The sequence below is a fragment of the Ectothiorhodospira lacustris genome (assembly GCF_022227845.1).
In the GTDB taxonomy this organism is placed as follows: Bacteria; Pseudomonadota; Gammaproteobacteria; order Ectothiorhodospirales; family Ectothiorhodospiraceae; genus Ectothiorhodospira; species Ectothiorhodospira lacustris.
In genome coordinates this window covers 35,814-56,122 of the sequence record NZ_JAJNQN010000013.1, presented here as the reverse complement: position 1 = coordinate 56,122, position 20,309 = coordinate 35,814, and the positions used below count along the sequence as shown (strand labels likewise).

At 63.4% G+C, this 20,309-nt stretch carries 15 protein-coding genes; 4 read left to right on the top strand and 11 right to left on the bottom strand.

The features are described 5' to 3' along the window. Nucleotides 1-6: 6 nt before the first annotated feature. The 4 genes from LQ956_RS10490 to LQ956_RS10475 all read right to left on the bottom strand — a co-directional run bounded on the left by LQ956_RS10490 (nucleotide 7) and on the right by LQ956_RS10475 (nucleotide 5,045). Nucleotides 7-2,325 (bottom strand): nitric oxide reductase activation protein NorD, encoded by a 2,319-nt coding sequence (locus LQ956_RS10490; RefSeq protein WP_238623264.1) that lies wholly within the window; start codon nucleotides 2,323-2,325, stop codon nucleotides 7-9. Nucleotides 2,326-2,354: 29 nt separating this feature from the next. Continuing rightward, nucleotides 2,355-3,158, bottom strand: coding sequence for a CbbQ/NirQ/NorQ/GpvN family protein (locus LQ956_RS10485; RefSeq protein WP_238629958.1), 804 nt, complete (start codon nucleotides 3,156-3,158; stop codon nucleotides 2,355-2,357). Nucleotides 3,159-3,225: 67 nt separating this feature from the next. After that, nucleotides 3,226-3,558: a ribulose bisphosphate carboxylase small subunit gene (locus LQ956_RS10480; RefSeq protein WP_238623262.1), complete on the bottom strand. Its 333-nt coding sequence runs from the start codon at nucleotides 3,556-3,558 to the stop codon at nucleotides 3,226-3,228. Between the two features lie 65 nt (nucleotides 3,559-3,623). After that, nucleotides 3,624-5,045, bottom strand: a complete 1,422-nt coding sequence (locus tag LQ956_RS10475) for a form I ribulose bisphosphate carboxylase large subunit (RefSeq protein ID WP_238623261.1) — start codon at nucleotides 5,043-5,045, stop codon at nucleotides 3,624-3,626. A 433-nt stretch (nucleotides 5,046-5,478) separates the two neighbouring features. Here LQ956_RS10475 and LQ956_RS10470 point away from each other — a divergent pair, with 433 nt between their 5' ends. Next, the gene (locus tag LQ956_RS10470; RefSeq protein WP_238629959.1) at nucleotides 5,479-7,605 is read left to right on the top strand and encodes a SulP family inorganic anion transporter; all 2,127 of its coding nucleotides are present in this window, start codon (nucleotides 5,479-5,481) and stop codon (nucleotides 7,603-7,605) included. Between the two features lie 4 nt (nucleotides 7,606-7,609). Here LQ956_RS10470 and rfbD read toward each other — a convergent pair whose 3' ends face one another. The 3 genes from rfbD to LQ956_RS10455 are packed head-to-tail and all read right to left on the bottom strand — an operon-like array spanning nucleotide 7,610 to nucleotide 10,270. Next, on the bottom strand, nucleotides 7,610-8,485 hold the full coding sequence (gene rfbD, locus LQ956_RS10465; RefSeq protein WP_238629960.1) for a dTDP-4-dehydrorhamnose reductase: 876 nt from the start codon (nucleotides 8,483-8,485) through the stop codon (nucleotides 7,610-7,612). Beyond that, on the bottom strand, nucleotides 8,482-9,555 hold the full coding sequence (rfbB, locus tag LQ956_RS10460; RefSeq protein ID WP_238629961.1) for a dTDP-glucose 4,6-dehydratase: 1,074 nt from the start codon (nucleotides 9,553-9,555) through the stop codon (nucleotides 8,482-8,484). The genes rfbD and rfbB overlap by 4 nt, the downstream gene beginning before the upstream one ends. Nucleotides 9,556-9,577: 22 nt before the next feature. Continuing rightward, nucleotides 9,578-10,270 carry a hypothetical protein gene (locus LQ956_RS10455; protein WP_238629962.1) on the bottom strand — a complete coding sequence of 231 codons (693 nt, stop codon included), beginning with the start codon at nucleotides 10,268-10,270 and terminating at the stop codon, nucleotides 9,578-9,580. A gap of 421 nt (nucleotides 10,271-10,691) precedes the next feature. Between LQ956_RS10455 and LQ956_RS10450 the strand changes: the two genes are divergently transcribed. Next, nucleotides 10,692-12,029, top strand: a complete 1,338-nt coding sequence (locus tag LQ956_RS10450; RefSeq protein ID WP_238629963.1) for a capsule polysaccharide biogenesis protein — start codon at nucleotides 10,692-10,694, stop codon at nucleotides 12,027-12,029. Nucleotides 12,030-12,087: 58 nt separating this feature from the next. Here the strand turns inward: LQ956_RS10450 and rfbC are convergent, their stop codons facing one another. The 4 genes from rfbC to LQ956_RS10430 form a co-directional block, all read right to left on the bottom strand. After that, the gene (gene rfbC / locus LQ956_RS10445) at nucleotides 12,088-12,636 is read right to left on the bottom strand and encodes a dTDP-4-dehydrorhamnose 3,5-epimerase (protein ID WP_238622182.1); all 549 of its coding nucleotides are present in this window, start codon (nucleotides 12,634-12,636) and stop codon (nucleotides 12,088-12,090) included. Nucleotides 12,637-12,638: 2 nt separating this feature from the next. Continuing rightward, the gene (rfbA, locus tag LQ956_RS10440; RefSeq protein WP_238629964.1) at nucleotides 12,639-13,523 is read right to left on the bottom strand and encodes a glucose-1-phosphate thymidylyltransferase RfbA; all 885 of its coding nucleotides are present in this window, start codon (nucleotides 13,521-13,523) and stop codon (nucleotides 12,639-12,641) included. A gap of 404 nt (nucleotides 13,524-13,927) precedes the next feature. Then, complete coding sequence (locus LQ956_RS10435; protein WP_238622184.1) at nucleotides 13,928-14,881, bottom strand: glycosyltransferase; 954 nt, start codon at nucleotides 14,879-14,881, stop codon at nucleotides 13,928-13,930. Nucleotides 14,882-14,887: 6 nt separating this feature from the next. Next, nucleotides 14,888-16,654: an SLC13 family permease gene (locus LQ956_RS10430; RefSeq protein ID WP_238629965.1), complete on the bottom strand. Its 1,767-nt coding sequence runs from the start codon at nucleotides 16,652-16,654 to the stop codon at nucleotides 14,888-14,890. 223 nt (nucleotides 16,655-16,877) lie between these two features. Between LQ956_RS10430 and LQ956_RS10425 the strand changes: the two genes are divergently transcribed. Next, nucleotides 16,878-18,845 (top strand): glycosyltransferase, encoded by a 1,968-nt coding sequence (locus LQ956_RS10425; protein ID WP_238629966.1) that lies wholly within the window; start codon nucleotides 16,878-16,880, stop codon nucleotides 18,843-18,845. A 21-nt stretch (nucleotides 18,846-18,866) separates the two neighbouring features. Beyond that, nucleotides 18,867-20,285, top strand: coding sequence for a mannose-1-phosphate guanylyltransferase/mannose-6-phosphate isomerase (locus LQ956_RS10420; protein ID WP_238629967.1), 1,419 nt, complete (start codon nucleotides 18,867-18,869; stop codon nucleotides 20,283-20,285). Nucleotides 20,286-20,309: the final 24 nt, after the last annotated feature.

Sequence of the window (20,309 nt, the reverse complement as noted above, 5' to 3'; positions counted from 1 at the left end):
TAATCCTTATCGGGTCAGTCCGGCATAGAGCATCGGCAACGTCTCCGGCAGCCGCGCCACATGATCCACCACCATGTAGCGCCGCGCCCCGAAGATCCGCTCCACATAGTCATCCGCATGGGGGTCCAGGCTCATGCAGAAACTGTACACCCCATGTTTGGCCACTTCCTCCACCGCATGTTTGGCATCCTGACGCAGGTACTGGGGATCCCGCACGTCCGTATCCGCCGGTTCCCCGTCCGTCACGATCAGCAACAGCTTGCGGCGTGAAGGCTGACGCCGCAGATGCTCCCCGGCATGGCGGATCGCGGTGCCCATACGGGTGGACATCTGACCGGTCATCCCCGCCAGACGGGCCTTCACGGTGTCGTCGTAAGGGGCGTCAAAATCCTTGAACCGGTAATACTCCACGTCGTGCCGGCCGTCGGAATCAAAGCCGTGAATGGCGAAGGGGTCGCCGATCTTCGACAAGGCCCCCGCCAGCAGTGCCGTGGCCTCCCGGGCCAGATCCAGTACCGTGTTGTCGGTGCCGCGCACCTTGTCGTTGGTGGATTCGGACAGGTCGATCAGCACCAGTACCGACAGGTCCCTCACCTTGCGCTCGGTGCGGATATGCACCCGGGTGTCCGGCTGCCGCCCCATGCGCAGATCCACCAGGGACTCCACCGCCGCGTTCAGATCCAGCTCATCCCCGTCCGGCTGGCGCCGATACCGCTGCACCCCCTGGGGCTGCATGGCTTCGATCAGGTATTTCATGCGGCTGATCAGCGGTTTGTGCCGCTGCGCCACTGCGTCGATCTCGGCCGGATCTCCGGCCCGGGGACGGCGTTCCAGCAGAGTGCACCAGTGGGGACGCTCCAGTTGCATCTGGTAATCCCATTCCGGGTAATGGAACGGGGGTGATACCGGCGGCTTGCCCTCCTGCTCGTTGAGGCTGGTCTCCTCCTCGTCGCAGAAGAATTCCGTGCTCAGGGTCCAGATCTCCTGGGCATCATCCCCGGCAAAGGGCACGTCCAGGCCGTTGACCATCTCCATGAGGGTGACATTGCGCCGCACCTGGGGTTGCTCCCGGAGGCGGATCAGGTCCACATCCTCCTGCTCGCCCAGGGCCCAGATATAGCGGTTGTCATCCCGGTACAGCACCGGAATGTGATGATGGCGGCTGCTGAAAGGCTCGTCGGTAGGGAAGGCCGGGGCCAGCCGATGGGCCAGATCCCAGGCCAGACCGTGACGGGTCAGGTCTGTGGCGGCGGCGTCGAACTGCACCCGTGCCAGTTGCACGAAGGGGTGCGGGTCCGCGTAGTCGGGGTCCAGCAGGGCGCGGGCGGCGCGGCCTAGCAGGGCGGTGGTCCCGTCACCGTCATCCGGGCCACTCACATGCATGGGCACCCAGAGCTGGCGCAGGCCGGGGAAGACGGCCAGGGCCAGGGTCTCTACCCGGGCATCCTCGAACAAGCCCACCAGCATGCCGGTGAGGCCCCCGGGATTATCCGCCGGCATGCGGGTGCGGCTGTGGACCAGGTGGGCCGCCGCATGGGCGGCCGTGGCCCGATAGATTTGCAGGCCGCTGATGCCGAACGCGTCGTCATAGGCATCGGGTACGTAGAGGGTGAAGCCGTCGATGAAGGGACGCACACCCTCGCGGGACTCGAAGTCACCGCTGGTAGGGCGCAGGAAGAAGTCCCTGGCCCAGAGGGCGCGCAGGTACATGTTGATCCGTCGTTGCACATCCACGAACAAGGTGCCGCGCCGTTCGTTCTGGAACACCGAGCGGGATTCGGGTGTTTCCAGCCCGAAATAGGCGGTCTGGGCCTTGAAATCCCGGCCATGGACCTTGGCCCCCCACAGGGCCCAGCGGCGCAAGCCGCCCAGGGTGAGGTGGGTGAGCAGCGGGTCCAGGTGCTCCAGCATGGGCCGTACGCCCCGGGGTACTTGGGCCACCAGATTGTCCAGCAGGCGCAGATAGCCCTTGAACAGGGTGGGGTCCGCCAGCCGCCGGGAGGCCACCGGGCTGGTGGCGATCACCAGGCTGATGACCGCACCGCTGGTCTTGGACGAGAGCTTGATGACGGCCTCGATCAGGTCCATCACTGCGTCTTCCCCCAGTTCCCGGGCCACCACGGGGCTTTCCTGGACGAAGGCCGCCACGGGTTCGGTGCCCTTGCCCAGGGCATGGAGGGCGCGGGCGCCTTCCATGTAGTAGTTTTTCAGGCCCGCGGAGCTGAAGCTGCGCACCGCTTCCTGCCAGGCCGATTCCAGCACCTCGACGGCATGGCCGCCCAGGTCTTCCAGCAGTTCGGGGTAGTCTTCCAGATGGACGCTCATGGGCCTGCTCCTCTTCCCGCGTCAGGGCATCAGAAAAAGGTGGTGACCGCCGCGTCCAGGGCGTCGCGCATGTCCGGATCGTCGGTAAGGGGACGCACCAGAGCCATGCGGCAGGCGGCCAGGGGCTCCACGTCGCGGGCGATCAGGGAGCCGGCATGGACCAGCATGCGGGTGGAGATGCCTTCATCCAGGCCATGGCCCTTCAGATTCCTGGCCCGTTCCGCCACGCTCACCAGCTTCTTTGCCACTTGGGTGGAGACACCGGTCTCGTGAGCGACGATCTCTGCCTCCAGATCCGCTTCCGGATACTCGAAATCCAGGGCGCCGAAGCGCTGCTTGGTGGACTGCTTGAGATCCTTCATCAGGCTCTGGTAGCCGGGGTTGTAGGAGATGACCAGCTGGAAGTCGGGATGGGCGCGCACCAGTTCGCCCTTCTTTTCCAGCGGCAGCACCCGGCGGTTGTCGGTGAGGGGATGGATCACTACCACCGTATCCTGACGGGCCTCCACCACTTCGTCCAAGTAGCAGATGGCGCCGTGCCGGGCGGCCAGGGTGAGGGGGCCGTCCTGCCAGCGGGTGCCGTCGGCATCCAGCAGGTAGCGGCCCACCAGATCCGAGGCGGTCATATCCTCGTTGCAGGCCACGGTGATCAGGGGCTTGCCCAGCTTCCAGGCCATGTATTCCACGAAGCGGGTCTTGCCGCAGCCGGTGGGACCCTTGAGCATCATGGGCATGCGCACGGCATAGGCGGCCTCGTACAAGGCCACCTCATCGCTGACGGCGCGGTAGTAGGGTTCTTCCTTGATCTGATAATCGCGGATGGTGTCGTGCATGAGTCACTCCCGGAGAACCAAGGCCCCTCTCCCCTTGGGGGGAGAGGGGTTGGGGTGAGGAGAAAGCCTACTCGCCGCGATGGACGACGAAGGACGTTCCCTGGCACTGGGCAAAGTTGTCATAGCCGATCACGCGCACCAGGTGATCGGGATGCTCATTCTTGCAGGCCTCCACTTCGGCCAGCACCGTATCCACCGACTGCTCGCCGAACATGGGCAGCTTCCACATGTACCAGAAGGAGCCGAAGGCATTTTCCGGTTCGCTGTGTTCGATGGCCGGGTTCCAGCCCTTGCTGATCATGTATTCCACCTGCTTGCGCACCTGGTCGGCGGTCATCTGCGGCAGGTAGGAGAAGGTCTCGTACTTTTCGGACTGATTGAAGCTCTGGATCTCGGACATGGTCTTATCCTCTGTTCAGTGTCTGGGGGGCGGGGCGGCTCGACGGCCGCCCCCGGCAAGGCCGCTCAGCGGTGCTGCACGTCCAGCTTGTCCACGGTATCGAACTCGAACTTGATCTCTTTCCAGGTTTCCATGGCGATCTTGAGTTCGGGGCTATGCTGGGCGGCGGCGGTGAGGATGTCCTTGCCTTCCTTCTCCAGTTCACGTCCTTCGTTGCGGGCCTGCACGCAGGCCTCCAGGGCTACCCGGTTGGCGGAGGCGCCGGCGGCGTTGCCCCAGGGATGGCCCAGGGTGCCGCCACCGAACTGCAGCACCGAGTCGTCGCCGAAGATGGTGACCAGGGCCGGCATGTGCCAGACGTGGATGCCGCCGGAGGCCACCGCGAAGACGCCGGGCATGGAGCCCCAGTCCTGATCGAAGAAGATGCCGCGGGAACGGTCTTCCTTGATATAGGATTCACGCAGCAGGTCGATCCAGCCCATGGTGGCGGCGCGGTCGCCTTCCAGCTTGCCCACCACGGTGCCGGTGTGCAGGTGGTCGCCGCCGGACAGGCGCAGGATCTTGGCCAATACCCGGAAGTGGATGCCGTGGCGCGGATGCCGGTCCATGACCGCGTGCATGGCGCGGTGGATGTGCAGCAGCATGCCGTTCTCGCGGCACCAGTTGGCCAGACCCGTGTTGGCGCAGAAACCGCCGGTGATGTAGTCGTGCATGATGATGGGGGCGCCGATTTCCTTGGCGTACTCGGCCCGCTTGTACATCTCTTCCGGGGTGGGGGCGGTCACGTTCAGGTAGTGGCCCTTGCGCTCACCGGTCTCCATCTCGGCCTTGCTGATGGCCTCCATGACGAAGTCGAAGCGCTGGCGCCAGCGCATGAACGGCTGGGAGTTGACGTTTTCATCGTCCTTGGTGAAGTCCAGGCCGCCGCGCAGACATTCGTACACGGCGCGGCCGTAGTTCTTGGCGGACAGACCCAGTTTGGGCTTGATGGTACAGCCCAGCAGCGGCCGGCCGTACTTGTTCATGATGTCCCGTTCCACCTGGATACCGTGGGGCGGGCCGCCGCAGGTCATCACGTAGGCGATGGGGAAGCGCACGTCTTCCAGACGCAGGGCGCGCACGGCTTTGAAACCGAACACGTTGCCCACCAGGGAGGTGAACACGTTCACCACCGAGCCCTCCTCGAACAGGTCGATGGGGTAGGCGATGAAGGCGTAGAAGCACTCATCGTCACCGGGTACGTCCTCGATGTGGTAGGCGCGACCCTTGTAGTGATCCAGGTCGGTGAGCAGATCGGTCCACACGGTGGTCCAGGTGCCGGTGGAGGATTCGGCGGCCACTGCGGCAGCGGCTTCCTCGCGATCCACGCCCGGCTGCGGGGTCACCTTGAAGCAGGCGAGGATATCGGTATCCCGGGGGGTGTATTCCGGGGTCCAGTAGGTCTGGCGGTAATCTTTCACACCGGCACTGTAGGTCTTGACTGCCATCATCGACTCCTTTGGGCTTGATGTTTTGAACCACGTCCCGGGTCAAGCCGGGTCGTGGGTAAAGCGTACCGAAACTCGATGGAAAAGAGACTACATGATCTATGGGTATAATAGATAATCAATTATGATGATTGTATGTATAAGTTATAGCTTATGGTTTGTTGAATGAGGATCAGGGTGGATTCCCTGACGTGGATTCCCGCTTTCGCGGGAATGACTTCTATGGGGGCGGGAATGACGCCTGAGGGTCCGGAATGACCTCTTGGGGTCCGGAATGACGCCTGAGGGTCCGGAATGACGCCTGAGGGCCTGGGGATGTCTGGGGATCCAGGAATCACTGACGCAGAACATCCAAAAAGGCTTTATCGGGAAGTGACGAGTTATAAGTGTTAAACTTTTTGGCATGAACTGAGCATCCAACCCTCTCAGGACCATGCCCCCCAGCCCCTCGCCCCTCCTCAAACGCCTGTTTCCTTTCCTGACCTGGTTTCCCATGACCCTCGGCAGCCTGCGGGCTGACCTGATGGCGGGCTTGGCCGTGGCCATGGTGCTCATTCCCCAGTCCATGGCCTATGCCCAGCTGGCGGGACTGCCCGCCGTCTACGGACTCTATGCCGCCTTCCTGCCGGTGATGGTGGCCGCCTTGTGGGGCTCTTCCCGCCAACTGGCCACCGGTCCGGCGGCCATCGTCTCCCTGCTCACCGCCTCGGCGCTGATCCCCCTGGCAGCCCCGGACTCCATGGAATACATCACTCTGGCCATCAGCCTGGCCTTGCTGGTGGGACTGTTGCAGTTGGGCATGGGGCTACTGCGACTGGGGGTCCTGGTAAGCTTCATCTCCCACCCGGTCATCGTCGGTTTCACCAACGCCGCCGCCATCATCATCGTGCTCTCCCAGGTCAACCAGATCCTCGGCGTACCCATGATCTCCGGCGGGGTGTTCCTGCAGGACATCGGGGCCATGCTGATGCAGATCCCCCAGGCCCATCTGCCCACCCTGGCCATGGGCCTGGGGGCGATGCTCGCCATGTGGGGGCTGCGCCGGCGCTTTCCCCGGGTGCCCGGGGTGCTGGTGGTGGTGGTCATGGCCACGGTCATCAGCTGGGCCGTCGGTTTTGAGAAGACCCAGTCCATCACCCTGCAAGACATCCGCTCCGGCCAGGTGCAGGAACTGGTGATCCAACTCGATACCCAGAAAACGGTACTCAGGACCGAGGATGCCCAGATCCGCACCCTGAAAAAGACCCTGGACGAACTGCCGCCCATGGAGGCCCTGAATCATCGCCATCAGGTGGATGTGCTCATCTACGACAGCCGGCGTCGGGCCGAGACCATCAGCCACCTGCAGCGGGAACTCCATGGGCTGCCCCTGCGCCGGGCCGGGGGCGAGCATCCGGGGTTCTACCTGGCCGATCAGCTGCCACCGGGGCTGGCACCGGAAGGTCCCGTCTGGCGCATCACCGCCGTGCGCGACAATCTCATCCATCTCAATGGCGGGGGTCACGTGGTGGGGCAGGTGGCCGCCGGCCTGCCGCCCCTGGCCCTGCCACAGCTGAGCTGGGACATGGTGACGGCATTACTGAGCACTGCCTTCGTCATCGCCCTGGTGGGGTTTACCGAGGCCATCGCCATTGCCAAGGCCATGGCCACCCGCACCGGCCAGCGCATCGACCCCAACCAGGAACTCATCGGCCAGGGGCTGGCCAAGGTGGTGGGCAGTTTCAGTCAGGCCTATCCGGTGAGCGGTTCCTTCTCACGCTCGGCCATCAACCTGGCCTCCGGGGCGCGTACCGGCATGTCCTCCATCTTCACCGGCCTGCTGGTGCTACTGGTGATCCTGTTCTTCACCCCCTGGCTGTACCATTTGCCCCAGGCGGTGCTGGCGGGGATCATCATCATGGCCGTGGCCAGCCTGCTGAACCTGCGGGGGTTGCGCCAGTCCTGGGCGGCCCACTGGCATGACGGCATGGCGGCCCTGGTCACCTTTGCCGCCACCCTGGCCCTGGCACCGAGCCTGGACAAGGGCATCCTGATCGGCGCCGGTCTGGCCCTGGTGCTGTATCTGTACCGGACCATGCATCCCCGGGTGTATGAACTGGCCCGCACCCCGGAGGGCACCCTGGCGGATGCCCGCATCCACGGCAAGGGTGAGGAAGAGCGCATCTGCATCATTCGTTTCGACGGTTCGCTGTACTTTGCCAACGTGCCCTATTTCGAAGACGCCATGCTGGGCCTGTTGGCGCGTCACCCCAAGGCCCGTTACGTGATCATCATCGCCTCCGGGATCAATGAGCTGGATGCCTCGGGGGAGGAAGTGGTGCGCAATCTGATTTGGCGGCTGCGCAACCGGGACATCAGTCTGGTGTTTGCCGGTCTCAAGCCCCAGGTGGTGGAGGTGATGAAGCGCACCGGTCTGTATGAGCAGGTGGGGGAGGGGTTCATGTTCCCCTCCACCGACGCCGCGATCCGCGCCCTGGAAGGGCGTCTGGCGGAGCAGGGCGCCGGTGAGCCGCCGGAAACCGGGCGGGAAGAAAAGGGCTACAGCTCGCAGGGAGGGTGAGTCGTCAAAGCTCCCTTAGAGTCAGCAACAACTGCGGCTCCCAGTGGGGTAGCTCGATGCCCAGATCGGTCTCCAGCTTCTTCACGCACAACCGCGAATTGCCCGGCCGCCGTGCCGGGGTGGGGTAATCACTGCTGGGGATCGCCGCCACCTGGGCCGGGGTGAGTTTCAATGCCATCCCCGACTCTGCCGCCCGTCGGAAGATCTCGCAGGCAAACCCATGCCAACTGGTCTCCCCATGGGGCGCCAGATGATACAGCCCCTCGATGCCCCGCCCCAGCCGCCGCCGGTAGACCGCCAGGGCGGTGACCTCGGCAATCAGACGGGCCGGGGTCGGCGCGCCGATCTGATCATTCACCACCTTCAGGCTGTCCCGTTCCTGGCCCAGCCGCAGCATGGTCTTCATGAAATTGTTGCCCCGGGCGCTGTACACCCAACTGGTGCGGAAGATCAGATGAGCGGCCCCGCCGGTCATCACCGCCTGATCCCCCGCCAGCTTGCTTTCCCCGTACACGGACAGGGGCCCGGTGGGACTGTCTTCCCGCCAGGGTGCATCCCCGTCGCCGGGATAGACATAGTCACTGGAATAGTGGATCAGCGGAATGCCGGCGATGGCGGCAAAGCAGGCCAGCTGTTCCGGCAGTTCGGCATTCAGGCGAAAGGCCGCCTCGCGCTGCGTCTCGGCCGCGTCCACCGCCGTCCAGGCAGCGGCGTTGACGATCAGTTCCGGACGGATGGCCCGCAAGGCCCCGGCCACCGCATCCGGACTGGACAGGTCCAGTTGGGCACGGGTGGGAGCGATCAACGATCCCAGCGGAGACAGGGCCCGCAGCAGTTCAAAACCCACCTGGCCGGTGGCACCCAGGATCAGGATGTTCATACGCCGGTCCCCAGTCGTTCTCCCTGGTAGCTGCCGTCCAGCACATGCTGCCACCAGGAGGCGTTGTCCAGATACCACCGCACCGTCTTGCCCAGGCCGGATTCGAAGGTCTCCCGGGGTGTCCAGCCCAGTTCCCGCTCGATCTTGCCGGCATCGATGGCATAGCGCCGGTCATGGCCGGGGCGGTCCTGCACGAAGGTGATCAGGTCTCGATAATGACCCCCGAAGGCGGGGGGCTGCACCGTCTGCAGCAGGTCACACAGGGTATGCACCACTTCTAGGTTGGTCTTTTCATTATGGCCGCCGATGTTGTAGGTCTCGCCGGGCTGCCCCTGGGAGGCCACCAGGATCAGGGCGCGGGCGTGGTCCTCCACATACAGCCAGTCGCGGATCTGACCACCGTCGCCGTAGACCGGCAGGGGCTTGCCCGCCAGCGCATTGAGGATCATCAGCGGGATGAGTTTTTCCGGGAAGTGGTAGGGACCGTAATTGTTGCTGCAGTTGGTGACCAGGGTCGGCAGGCCGTAGGTGCGCTGCCAGGCCCTCACCAAGTGATCGGAACCGGCCTTGCTGGCGGAGTAGGGGGAACTGGGGGCATAGGGCGTGGTTTCGGTGAACAAGCCGTCCGGGCCTTCCAGGTCGCCGTAGACCTCGTCGGTGGAGATGTGATGGAAGCGGAACCCGTCGGCCTTGTCGGGCCGGTCGGTCTGCAGGGCTTTCCAGTAGCCGCGGGCGGCCTCCAGCAGGGTATAGGTACCGACGATGTTGGTCTCGATGAAGGCCGCCGGGCCGTCGATGGAGCGATCCACATGGCTCTCTGCCGCCAGGTGCATGACGATGTCCGGCGCGTGATCGCGAAAGGCCGCCGCCATGGCCCGGGCATCGCAGATGTCGGCATGGATGAAGTGATAGCGGTCACTGTCGGCCACGGGGGCCAGGGATTCCAGGTTGCCCGCATAGGTGAGCTTGTCCACCACCACCACCCGGTGATCGGTGGATGTGATCAGCTCACGGACCACGGCGGAGCCGATGAAACCGGCGCCGCCGGTGACGAGAAAGGTTTTGCGCATGGGTCGGATCAAATCCTGATGTTTACCAGTGATACCGCAGCCCGAAGGTCACGAAATTGGAGCCTACCCGCCGAGGGGCAATCACACCATAGATCCCGGACCGGTGATGTACCCGGGTGATGAAGCTCAACTGAGGATACCTCACCAGCCCCCATTCCACTTCGTAGCCATTGTAATTCTGGAAACGGTAACGCCGCTCCGGGTCATCCTTGGGGCCATCCTCATAGGCCGGATTGCCGAAGGCATAGGACAGCCCCAGGCTCATCGCCGCCCGCAGTCGCACAGGCCCCAGTTCTCCCTGGGGGCTGGCCAGCACATAGGCCACATTCAGCTCCCAGTTGTCCTGCAATCCATAATGCCTGACCACAATGGCCTCGGCGCCGGTGGTCACCCCGGACACCCCGATCCAGCCAAAGGCGGTGTCGATGAAATCCGGGGTAGGGGTCTGCTGACGAAAGCCCAGGGCGGTAAAATAGCTGGACTCATAATCCAGCGAGCCATCCACCAGCTTCTTGGGCATCTGCAGCAGATCCGAGTCCACCCCCTGACCGGCGTACAGGGTCAGATCCCGAGCCGGTGCGTCGGCGGCTGCGGCGGGTCCATGCCATAGCCCGCTTACCACAAGCAGGCAGCAGAGCAGGGCGGTGGCAAGGTGTTGGCTGGAGAAGGATAAAGTCCCGCGCAAGCCGGCCCGGCAGGTGGATCCTTTCAACATGGACGTTTCTCTCACCCCGTGGACGAAGGCAGGTTTCTAACCTGATCCCTGCAAGGGGTCAAGTTGTGCTCACCAAATGCCTTCGTGCAGGCCGTCATTCCCGTGACCGAGGGTTCTGGGCTCCCGCTTTCGCGGGAGTGACGAGTGAAGAAGTCATTCGGCAGGTCGTCATTCCCGCGCAGGCGGGCATCCAGGCATCAGATCCGTCATTCCCGCGCAGGCGGGCGTCCAGGCATCAGATCCGTCATTCCCGCGAAAGCGGGAATCCAGCCGGGGATGAAAAAGAAAACCCAATTCTGTGGTGCACTGCAAAGCACCATTTCGGATCAGGATGCTATACTGTCGGCAAATTTTACCCTCCATGGATCGAGGGCCGGTCGGAATCCCCGCGGCTCCTATTCTCAACGGTTGAGAGGTCGTCGTGCTGTCGCAATTTTCGGGCAAGCGTGTACTTTTGCTGCAGGGGCCCATGGGGCCTTTCTTCTGGCGCCTGAGAAAAGATCTGGAGGCTGCCGGAGCCGAAGTGGACAAGATCAACTTCTGTGCCGGCGACCAGCTGTTCTATCCGTTCCGTGCCATCAATTATCGCGGCACCCTCAAGGACTGGCCGGATTACCTGGCCGGCCTGCTGGCGGATCGCGGTTACGATGCCGTGATGCTCTTCGGTGACTGCCGTCCCTATCATGCCGTAGTGCCCCACGTCATCCGTTTTCTCAAGGTCCGTCTGTACGTATTCGAGGAAGGGTACCTGCGTCCGGATCACATCACCCTGGAGCAGGACGGGGTGAACAGCTACTCCTCCTTGCCGCGGGACCCGGATCACTACCGTCGTTTCGCCCCTCACGAGGTGGAAACGGCCACCTGGGCCCGCGCCACCTGGCCGGTGCTGTGGGCGGGCATCTATGCCACGCTTTATTCCATTGCCAGCCATGTCCTGATCCGTCGCTTTCCCGGCTATGAGCACCATCGCCCCCTGCATCCACTGTCCGAGGCCTTTGTCTGGACCCGGAGCCTGTGGCGCAAACACTGGTTCAAGCTACGGGAACGCAAGGTGGCCCAGTCACTCCAGGACGCCCCGGCGGGGAGTTTCTTCCTGGTCCCGTTGCAGACCCACAACGATGCCCAGATCCGGGTCCACTCCGATTTTCGCGACATCCCGACCTTCATCGAAGACGTGATGCGCTCCTTCGCCGAACATGCGCCGGCGGATCAGCGCCTGGTCATCAAGCATCACCCCATGGATCGGGGCTATCGGGAATATGGCCCGCTCATCCGCCGTCTGACCGCCAAGTATCAACTCCAGGGGCGGGTTGACTACGTGCACGACGTCCATCTGCCCATGCTGCTGGAGCGCGCCCGCGGCACGGTGGTCATCAACAGCACCGTGGGCCTGTCTTCCATCCTGCACGGCACCCCGGTGTGCGTACTGGGTGACCCGGTTTATCACATGCCGGGGCTGACCCATCAGGGTACCCTGCACAGTTTCTGGAACAACCCCGGGGAAGTGGACAAGGCGTTGTTCAAGCGGTTTCGTGCCTGGCTGCTGGCCCATAACCAGGCCAACGGGAATTTCTATCAGCCCCTGCCGGGCCTGAAGGGACATACCGGCGTCACTTGGCCGCCACTATTGGGCGCGGAAGCGCTTGCCACGGACTCGGATCTGGACCGGGCGCGGGAACGGCGTCAGCAGCGCAATCTGCGCCCCGGCACGGCGGTACTGGGGAAATGTGCCCAACCGGTGTCCGGAAAGGTGGTCTGAGCTTCGACTTCCCCTCATCCCCGACCCTTCTCCCCCCGGGGGAGAAGGGGGTGTCTTTTCATGCAAAGACCTCCGCCTTCACCAGCGGCACGCCTTCCTGGTCTTTCCCCGACAGCACCGGCTCCCCCTCAAAAGGCCAGGCAATCCCGATCTTCGGATCACTCCAGGCAATGCAGCGCTCACACTCCGGCGCATAGAAATCCGTGGTCTTGTAGAGAAACTCGGCCACCTCGCTCAAGGTGAGGAAACCATGGGCAAACCCGGGCGGGATCCACAGCTGCCGCCGGTTCTGCGCGGACAGCACGGCACCCACCCATTGCCCGAAGGTGGGGGACGAGCGACGAATATCCACCGCCACATCAAACACCTCCCCCTGAACCACCCGCACCAGCTTGCCCTGGGCATGAGGCGGCAACTGATAGTGAAGCCCCCGCAGTACCCCCTTCGCCGAGCGTGAGTGGTTATCCTGCACGAACTCAGCCTGTACCCCGACGGCAGCCTCGAAGGCCCGGGCATTGAAGCTTTCGTAAAAAAAACCCCGCTCATCTCCGAACACCCTGGGCGTCAACAGCACCACCTCGGGAATGGCCAGACGCTTTGCCTCCATTATCACACCTCCGTCTGGAGCAGGTTCATCAGATACCGTCCATAGCCCGTCTTGGCCAGGGGCGCGGCCAGAGTTTCCAGCTGTGCCCCATCAATCCAGCCGGCCCGGAAACAGATCTCCTCCGGACAGCACACCTTCAGGCCCTGCCGCTGCTCAATGGTGGCAATGAACTGCCCGGCATCCAGCAGACTGTCATGGGTACCGGTATCCAGCCAGGCATAGCCGCGGCCCATGATCTCCACATGCAGCTCACCCTGTTCCAGGTATCGTCGGTTCAAGTCGGTGATCTCCAGCTCTCCCCGGGCCGAGGGCCGCAGGCCCCGGGCCAGTTCCACCACCTGCTGGTCATAGAAGTACAGCCCGGTCACGGCATAACTGGACTTGGGACGCGAGGGCTTTTCCTCCAGGGAGAGCACCCGCTGGTCCCGGTCGAATTCCACCACCCCGTAGCGTTCCGGATCCTGCACATGATAGGCAAACACCGTCGCGCCCCGGGTCCGCTCCATGGCGCTTTTCAGCATGGGCGGCAGGTCATGGCCGTAGAAGATATTGTCCCCCAGCACCAGGGCGGAGAGATCATCACCGATGAAATCGGCGCCGATGGTGAAGGCCTGTGCCAGACCCTCGGGGCTGGGTTGCACCGCGTAGGAAAGCTGAATACCCCACTGGCTGCCGTCCCCCAACAGCTGCGAGAAGCGTGGGGTATCCTGGGGGGTGGAGATGATCAGGATCTCCCGAATCCCCGCCAGCAGCAGGATGCTGAGGGGGTAGTAGATCATCGGCTTGTCATAGACGGGCAGCAGCTGTTTGGACACAGCCAGGGTCGCGGGATGAAGCCGGGTGCCGGAGCCGCCGGCGAGGATGATGCCTTTGCGCTTCTGGATCATGGTGCCTCGCATGGTTTATGGCAGGGGGAGATGTCTGGATTCTAAAGCGTTCTCTTCAAAATCAATCATTTCTGCATCCCAATCCGTCATTTCCATACCCCAAATCCGTCATTCCCGCTCCTGAATCCGTCATTCCCGCGAAAGCGGGAATCCATGTGATGGACTGGGAGTTCTGGGCTCCCGCTTTCGCGGGAGCGACGGCAGGGGAGTATCCGGGGAGTGACGGCAAGGGGGAGTATCGGGGGAGCGACGAAGGGGGCATTGCGGGGGAGTCGGCATGGGGCCATCCATCAATCCGTCATTCCCGCGAAAGCGGGAATCCAGGTGATGGGCTGGGAGTTCTGGACTCCCGCTTTCGCGGGAGCGACGGCAAGTGGCATCGCGGGAGTGACAGTAGGGCGCCATCATTGGGATGACGGCAGGGGGCCATGACGGGAGTACCCATCAGCCAGCCTCGCCACCGTCTCCCTGGCCTTCGCCGCCAGCGCCATCCGCAGAGCCTCATCGCCGGCCAGCGCCAGGATCGATTCCGCCCAGGCCGCCTGATCCAGCGGCACCACCCACCCATCGACCCCATGGGAAATTACGGCCACGCAGGCTGACCCCGGCGAATACACCCCCGCCGCCCCACAGGCCGTGATATCAAACACCTTGGTGTGGGAACGCGCCCGATTGAACGGCAGATCCAACTGCGGCACCAGCCCGATATCCCGCTGGGCCGACGCCAGAAACCCCCCATAGGCCGGCCAGCGCATGGGGTGCACCACCGTCACCCGAGGTAGCCCCCGATACAGCCGGTAGACATCCCGGCCACCGACGATCTCGAAATACACCCGCTCATCCCGCGCCAACACCGTCTCCATCACCGGTCGCAACCAGCGGATCTCGGCCTGATGGGACGCAGAACCATGGTAAAACACCCGGCACATGGATGCCGGCGGCGGCACGGGGCAGGGCAGCACCAACTCCGGTTGCCAGTCGGCATACTTCTGCTGCAGATAAGGGGTGGACACCCACAGTCTCGCCCCCCGTTGGCGCAGCCAGTCCCGGTGCCGTGCCGCCAGGTGCCAGAGCTTGGCCCGATACCGCCAGGGCATGCCCGCCGAAGCCCGAACATCCAGCACATCGTCATCCATGAACAGCACCAGATGCGCGACATGTCCATGGGCATGCTCCAGCAATCGGCGCCAGGCAGGGGGGATGTAACGCACGAACACCACCGTCGCCCCCTGGAGCGCCTCGATGGATGGGATATCCGAGAACCGGCAACGCCGGACGGCTTCCCCCCCGGCCCGCAATGCCGGGAGCACGAAAAAATCCGAGGAGGGATTGGGCTGTTCTTCCACCAGAAAGATCATCCGCCCCTACCACTCCCACACCATCGGCACCAGCAGCAGTGCCAGCGCCCCGGTCACCACCGTCAGCGGAATCCCTGCCCGCAGATAGTCGCTGAACCGATACCCGCCGGGACCGTACACCATCAGATTGGTCTGATACCCGAACGGCGTGGCAAAACTGGCCGAGGCCGCGAACATGATGATCACCGCAAACGGCAGCACGCTCACCCCCAGGTCCGCCGCCACCGCAAACGCGATGGGAAACATCAGGACCGCCGCCGCATTGTTGGTGATCAGCGACGTGAACAGGGCCGTCACCAGATACACCATCAGCAGATTCACCCAGGGATCCGTGCCCGCCAGCCCCGTCAGGGTCAGGGCGATCGATTGGGCCAGGCCGGTGTTCTCCATCGCCGCCGCCACCCCGAAGGCCGCCGCGATGGTCAACAGCACCGACCAGTCCAGGCTGCTGCGGGCGGAGAACATGCTCACGCAGCCGGTCAATACCATCAGCCCCGCCGCCGCCAGCGCCGCTTCCAGCATGCTCAACAGCCCCAGGGTGGCGCTGCCCACCATGGCCGCCAGGATCCCCACCGCTACCAGCGCCCGGTCATGGCGCGGCGCCACCGAATCCTGCACCTGGCTCATCAGGAAAAAATCCCGCCGATTGCGGTTCTGGGCCAGAAAACTCGGCCCCGCCTCCACCAGCAGAGTATCCCCCGGCCGCAACACCACATCCCCCAGCTTGCCCCTGAGCCGCTGGCCGTTGCGGGCCGCCGCGATCACCACCGCGTTGTAACGGTTGCGAAACTTCCCGTCACGGATGGTCATCCCCACCACCGGACAGGTATTGGACACCACCACCTCCAGCAAGGCCCGGTCCGAACGCCGGCCATCCAGCTTGAACACCTGATCGGTGGCCGGCGTCAGCCCACGAATCCGCTGCAGATCCACCATGGACTCCACCACCCCTACGAAGATCAGCCGGTCTCCGGCCCGCAGCACCTCCTGGGGCGACACCGCCGGGATTAGAGTGCCGTCCCGATCCAGTTCCATGAGAAAGCCGCCGGGCAAGTGCCTCAGACCGGCCTCCTCAATAGTCTGGCCCACCAGGGGGCCACCGGCCTCGACGATCATCTCCAGGGTATATTCTCTGGGGTCATTGATCTCACTGATGGCCGGTCTGCGATCCGGAAACAGCCAGCGATTGCACAGGATCATGAACGCCAGTCCCACCAGGGCCACCGGCACCCCCACCCAGGCGATGTCGAACAGCCCCAGCCCGTCGCCGGTCTGCTCCAGCAACAGGCCGTTCACCACCAGGTTGGTGCTGGTGCCGATCACCGTCACGGTGCCCCCCAGGATGGCGGCAAAGGACAGCGGCATCATCAGGCGGGACACCGGCAACTGAAACTTGCGCGCCCACTCGCTCACCGCCGGGATCAGCATGCCCACCACCGGAGTGTTGTTCAAAAAGGCGCTCATGATGGCGACCGGTCCGGTCAGGCGCACCTGTGCCCGCATCAGGTTGGTCGGGCGCCCCAGCAGGCGATTGACGATCCACTGGATCCCCCCGGTCTCCCGCAGCCCGGAGACCACGATATACAGCGCGGCCACCGTGATCACCCCCTGGTTGGACAGCCCGGCGAAGGCCTCGCCGGGGGAGATGATGCCGGTTAGCAGCAACAGCACCACCGCCCCGAAAAAGACGAGATCCGGCGCCGCCCGGGTGAGGGTGAGCACCGACAGCATGCCGACCACAATGGCGGCGGTGAACCAGGCTTCCAGTGGCATGGGATGAGTCTTTTAATCAGTATGGCGGGAGAAGTGTCCTGGCACTGGAATATACAGGAAGTTCATCCGGGATACCCTTAACTCCTTGCCCTTAAATGAGTTAATCTAAGCACCAGACCCCTGTTCATGACTGCAGAAGGATATTGATGTCAAGTAATGGAAGTGGCCGGGCCTGCCCTCAAATCACGATTCCGAGGCACATCAGCCTGGCGGTATCAGAAGCATGAATATCCCCGCAACCGACGACACGGCCCCCTCAGTCATGGCCCAGGGGCCGGGTATTCCGCACCCCTACCACCAACCCGTAACCCTGCCGTTCACACTGCCCACCCGGCTCTACGGTGGCATGCTGCTGGTGTGGCTGCTACGCCCGGCCTTGCAAAGGCGCTTTCCCCTTCACCTGGGGCAACGGGATGTCTATCTGAAATTTCTGGCCTGGTGCACCTGTTTGGGGCGGCGCCAGTACGCCCTGCTGCGCTCCATCGACGCCTGGAATGAAGAACTGATGCGCCCCATGGCGCTCCCCCCGCTCAAGGGTTGCCCCTGGCAGGAAGGCTACACCGTGGGCATGTACCTGGCCGGCATCACCCGCAGCAGATACTGGCATGGCCAGGTGCTGGGTAACCGCAAGATGCGACACCTGGCCGCACGCTGGTACTTCCGCGAGGGCCGCGACCTCATGGGTCTGAATCACTGCCCACCCTGGCAGCAAGCCGCCCTGGAGCAGGGGTTCGCCTCCCCGGAATCCTTCCTGCAACAACTGCTTCTACCGAAGGACCACCGGCACCCCGAAGGCCCGGCGCGCATCCACCAAGCGGTAGAGGATATTGTCCAATGCTGGGGGCAGGCCGAGGCCGCCACCTCCCGCAAGCCTGTCGCTTGCCAGCCCCATCCCTGCCCAAAGGCCAGTCGGGTGCTGGCAGCCGGTCTGCCCGTTATTTCCCATCGGCTGCACGGGCTGGCCCGCGAACTTCAGCATCATTTATCAGGCCGTCAACCTGACATGGCCCAGATCAATCGCATGATCGCACCACTGAATGCAGCCGCCACCCAGGCCATCAGGCCAGAACTGAAAGGTTATTTCAGCCCCCGCCCCTTTGGCGTCAACCTCATCGGCTACGCCCGCGGCGAGCTGGGCATCGGGGAAGATATCCGTACCGTGGCCCGATCCCTTCAGGAGGCCGGCGTCCCCTTCTGCATCGTCAACGTGGAACCCGGTGCCGACGTCAGCCAAGGCGATACCAGTGCCGAACACTGGATCACCGACCGCTTCGACTACGCCATCAATCTCTTCTGCATGACCGGCATCGAAATGGCCCGCATGACTGCCGAGAGGGGGTTTGGATGGCTCGAAGGCCACTACAACATCGGCCTCTGGCCCTGGGAACTGCCCGAATGGCCGCAACCCTGGCAACACACCTTCTCCCTGGTGGACGAACTCTGGGGCATCAGTCCCTACACCGCCAAGGCCTACGCCAAGGCACCGGTGCCCGTGGTGCCCATACCCTTGCCGGTGGACATCAGCGATCATCTCATTCGCAAGGATCGGGCCGCCTGGGGGCTGCCGGAAGATGCCTACCTGTTCGTCTTCTCCTTCGACATGAACTCCACCCTGGCACGCAAGAACCCGGTGGCCGTGGTCAAGGCCTTCCTGCAGGCCTTTGCCGAGCAGCCGCAGAAGCGGGTAGGGCTGGTCATCAAGGTGAGTCACCTCAAACAGCGCCACCCTGACTGGAAACACCTCTCCCGACTGATCAAGAAAGACGATCGCATCCAGCTCATCAAAGGCGAGCTGCGTAAGAGCGAAGTCCTCTCGCTCTATAAAAGCTGCGACTGCTTCGTGTCCCTGCATCGCGCAGAAGGCTTCGGGCGAGGGCTTGCCGAGGCCCAGTTGCTGGGGCTGGAGATCATTGCCACCGGTTACTCCGGCAACATGGTGTTCTGCGCCGACAACGACACCCGCACAGTGGATTACCGGCTGATCGAGGTCGGCCCCGGCGAGTATTTCTACGGTGATGGCCAGCACTGGGCCGACCCTGATATCCCGCAGGCCGCCAGGCTTATGGCACAGTGTGCCGAAAGCCCGCGATCTCCAACCCGTCAGTTAGAATACTTTTCCCCCAGGCACTGCGGGACTGTCTATGCTCAGCGCCTGAATGACATCATGACGTCCATGCAAAAAATTGCGTAAAGATAAGGAATTCAATACCCCATGATTCATCCCGTCATCCTCTCCGGTGGCTCCGGCAGCCGCCTCTGGCCCATGTCCCGCGCGGGTTACCCCAAGCAGTTTTTACCCCTGCATGGCCAGGGTGAAACCACCATGCTGCAGGACACCGTAAAACGGGCCAGTGGTGAAGGGTTTGCCGATCCCCTGCTGGTTTGCAATGAAGCCCATCGCTTCATCATCGCGGAACAGATGCGTCAGATCGGAATCACTCCCAGCGACATCCTGCTTGAGCCCGTGGGGCGCAACACCGCACCCGCCGTGGCGGCCGCAGCCCTGCGTCTGAGCGAACATGGGCCGGAAGCACTCATGCTGGTGATGCCTTCCGATCATGTCATCCTGAACGAACCCGCCTTCCGTCAGGCCGTTTCCCGGGCTGCCGTGGCCGCCGGTGAGGGCGCGCTTGTCACCTTCGGGATCACCCCCACGGCGCCGGAAACCGGCTATGGCTACATCCAGCAGGGCAGGGCCTGGGGCAGGGAGGCAGAAGGTATTCATGAAGTAAAGCGCTTCGTGGAAAAGCCCGACCTGGAGACCGCCCGCCAATACCTTGAATCCGGCGACTACGCCTGGAACAGCGGCATCTTCCTTTTCCAGGCCAGCGCCTACCTGCAGGCCCTGGAACAATTCCAGCCCGAGATGCTGGCCGCGGTGCGCAAGGCCCTGGAAAACAGCACCCAGGACATGACCTTCTGTCGTCTGGACAGCGCGGCCTTTGCCGAGTCCCCGGCCGACTCCATCGACTACGCCGTGATGGAACATACCGACCAGGCCGCCGTGGTACCGGTGGACATGGGCTGGAACGATCTTGGGGCCTGGTCTTCCCTGTGGGACATCGAGGCCAAGGACGAGCAGGGCAATGCGACCAAGGGTGATGTGCTCCTGCACGACACCCGCAACAGCTACGTGCACAGCACCCATGCCATGGTGGCCCTGGCCGGCGTGGAGGATGTGATCGTCGTGGCCACCGATGATGCAGTGCTTGTCGCCGATCGTCACAAGGCCCAGGACGTCAAGAAGATCGTTGATCGCCTCAAGGCGGAAGGACGGGGCGAACACAACCTGCACACCACCGTACACCGACCCTGGGGGAGTTACCGGGGCATTGACCTGGGGGATCGCTACCAGGTCAAGCGCATCACCGTCAAACCGGGTGAAAAGCTCTCACTGCAGATGCACTACCATCGCGCCGAACACTGGATCGTGGTACGCGGCACGGCCCTGGTCACCATTGGTGATGAGCAGCGCCTGCTGAGGGAGAACGAATCCACCTATATCCCCATGGGCCAGACGCACCGCCTGGAAAATCCCGGCAAGGTGCCCCTGCAACTCATTGAAGTCCAGTCCGGCAGCTATCTTGGCGAGGATGACATCGTCCGCTTCGAAGACGGCTATGGGCGTTAATCATACCTATCATGGCTACCCGAT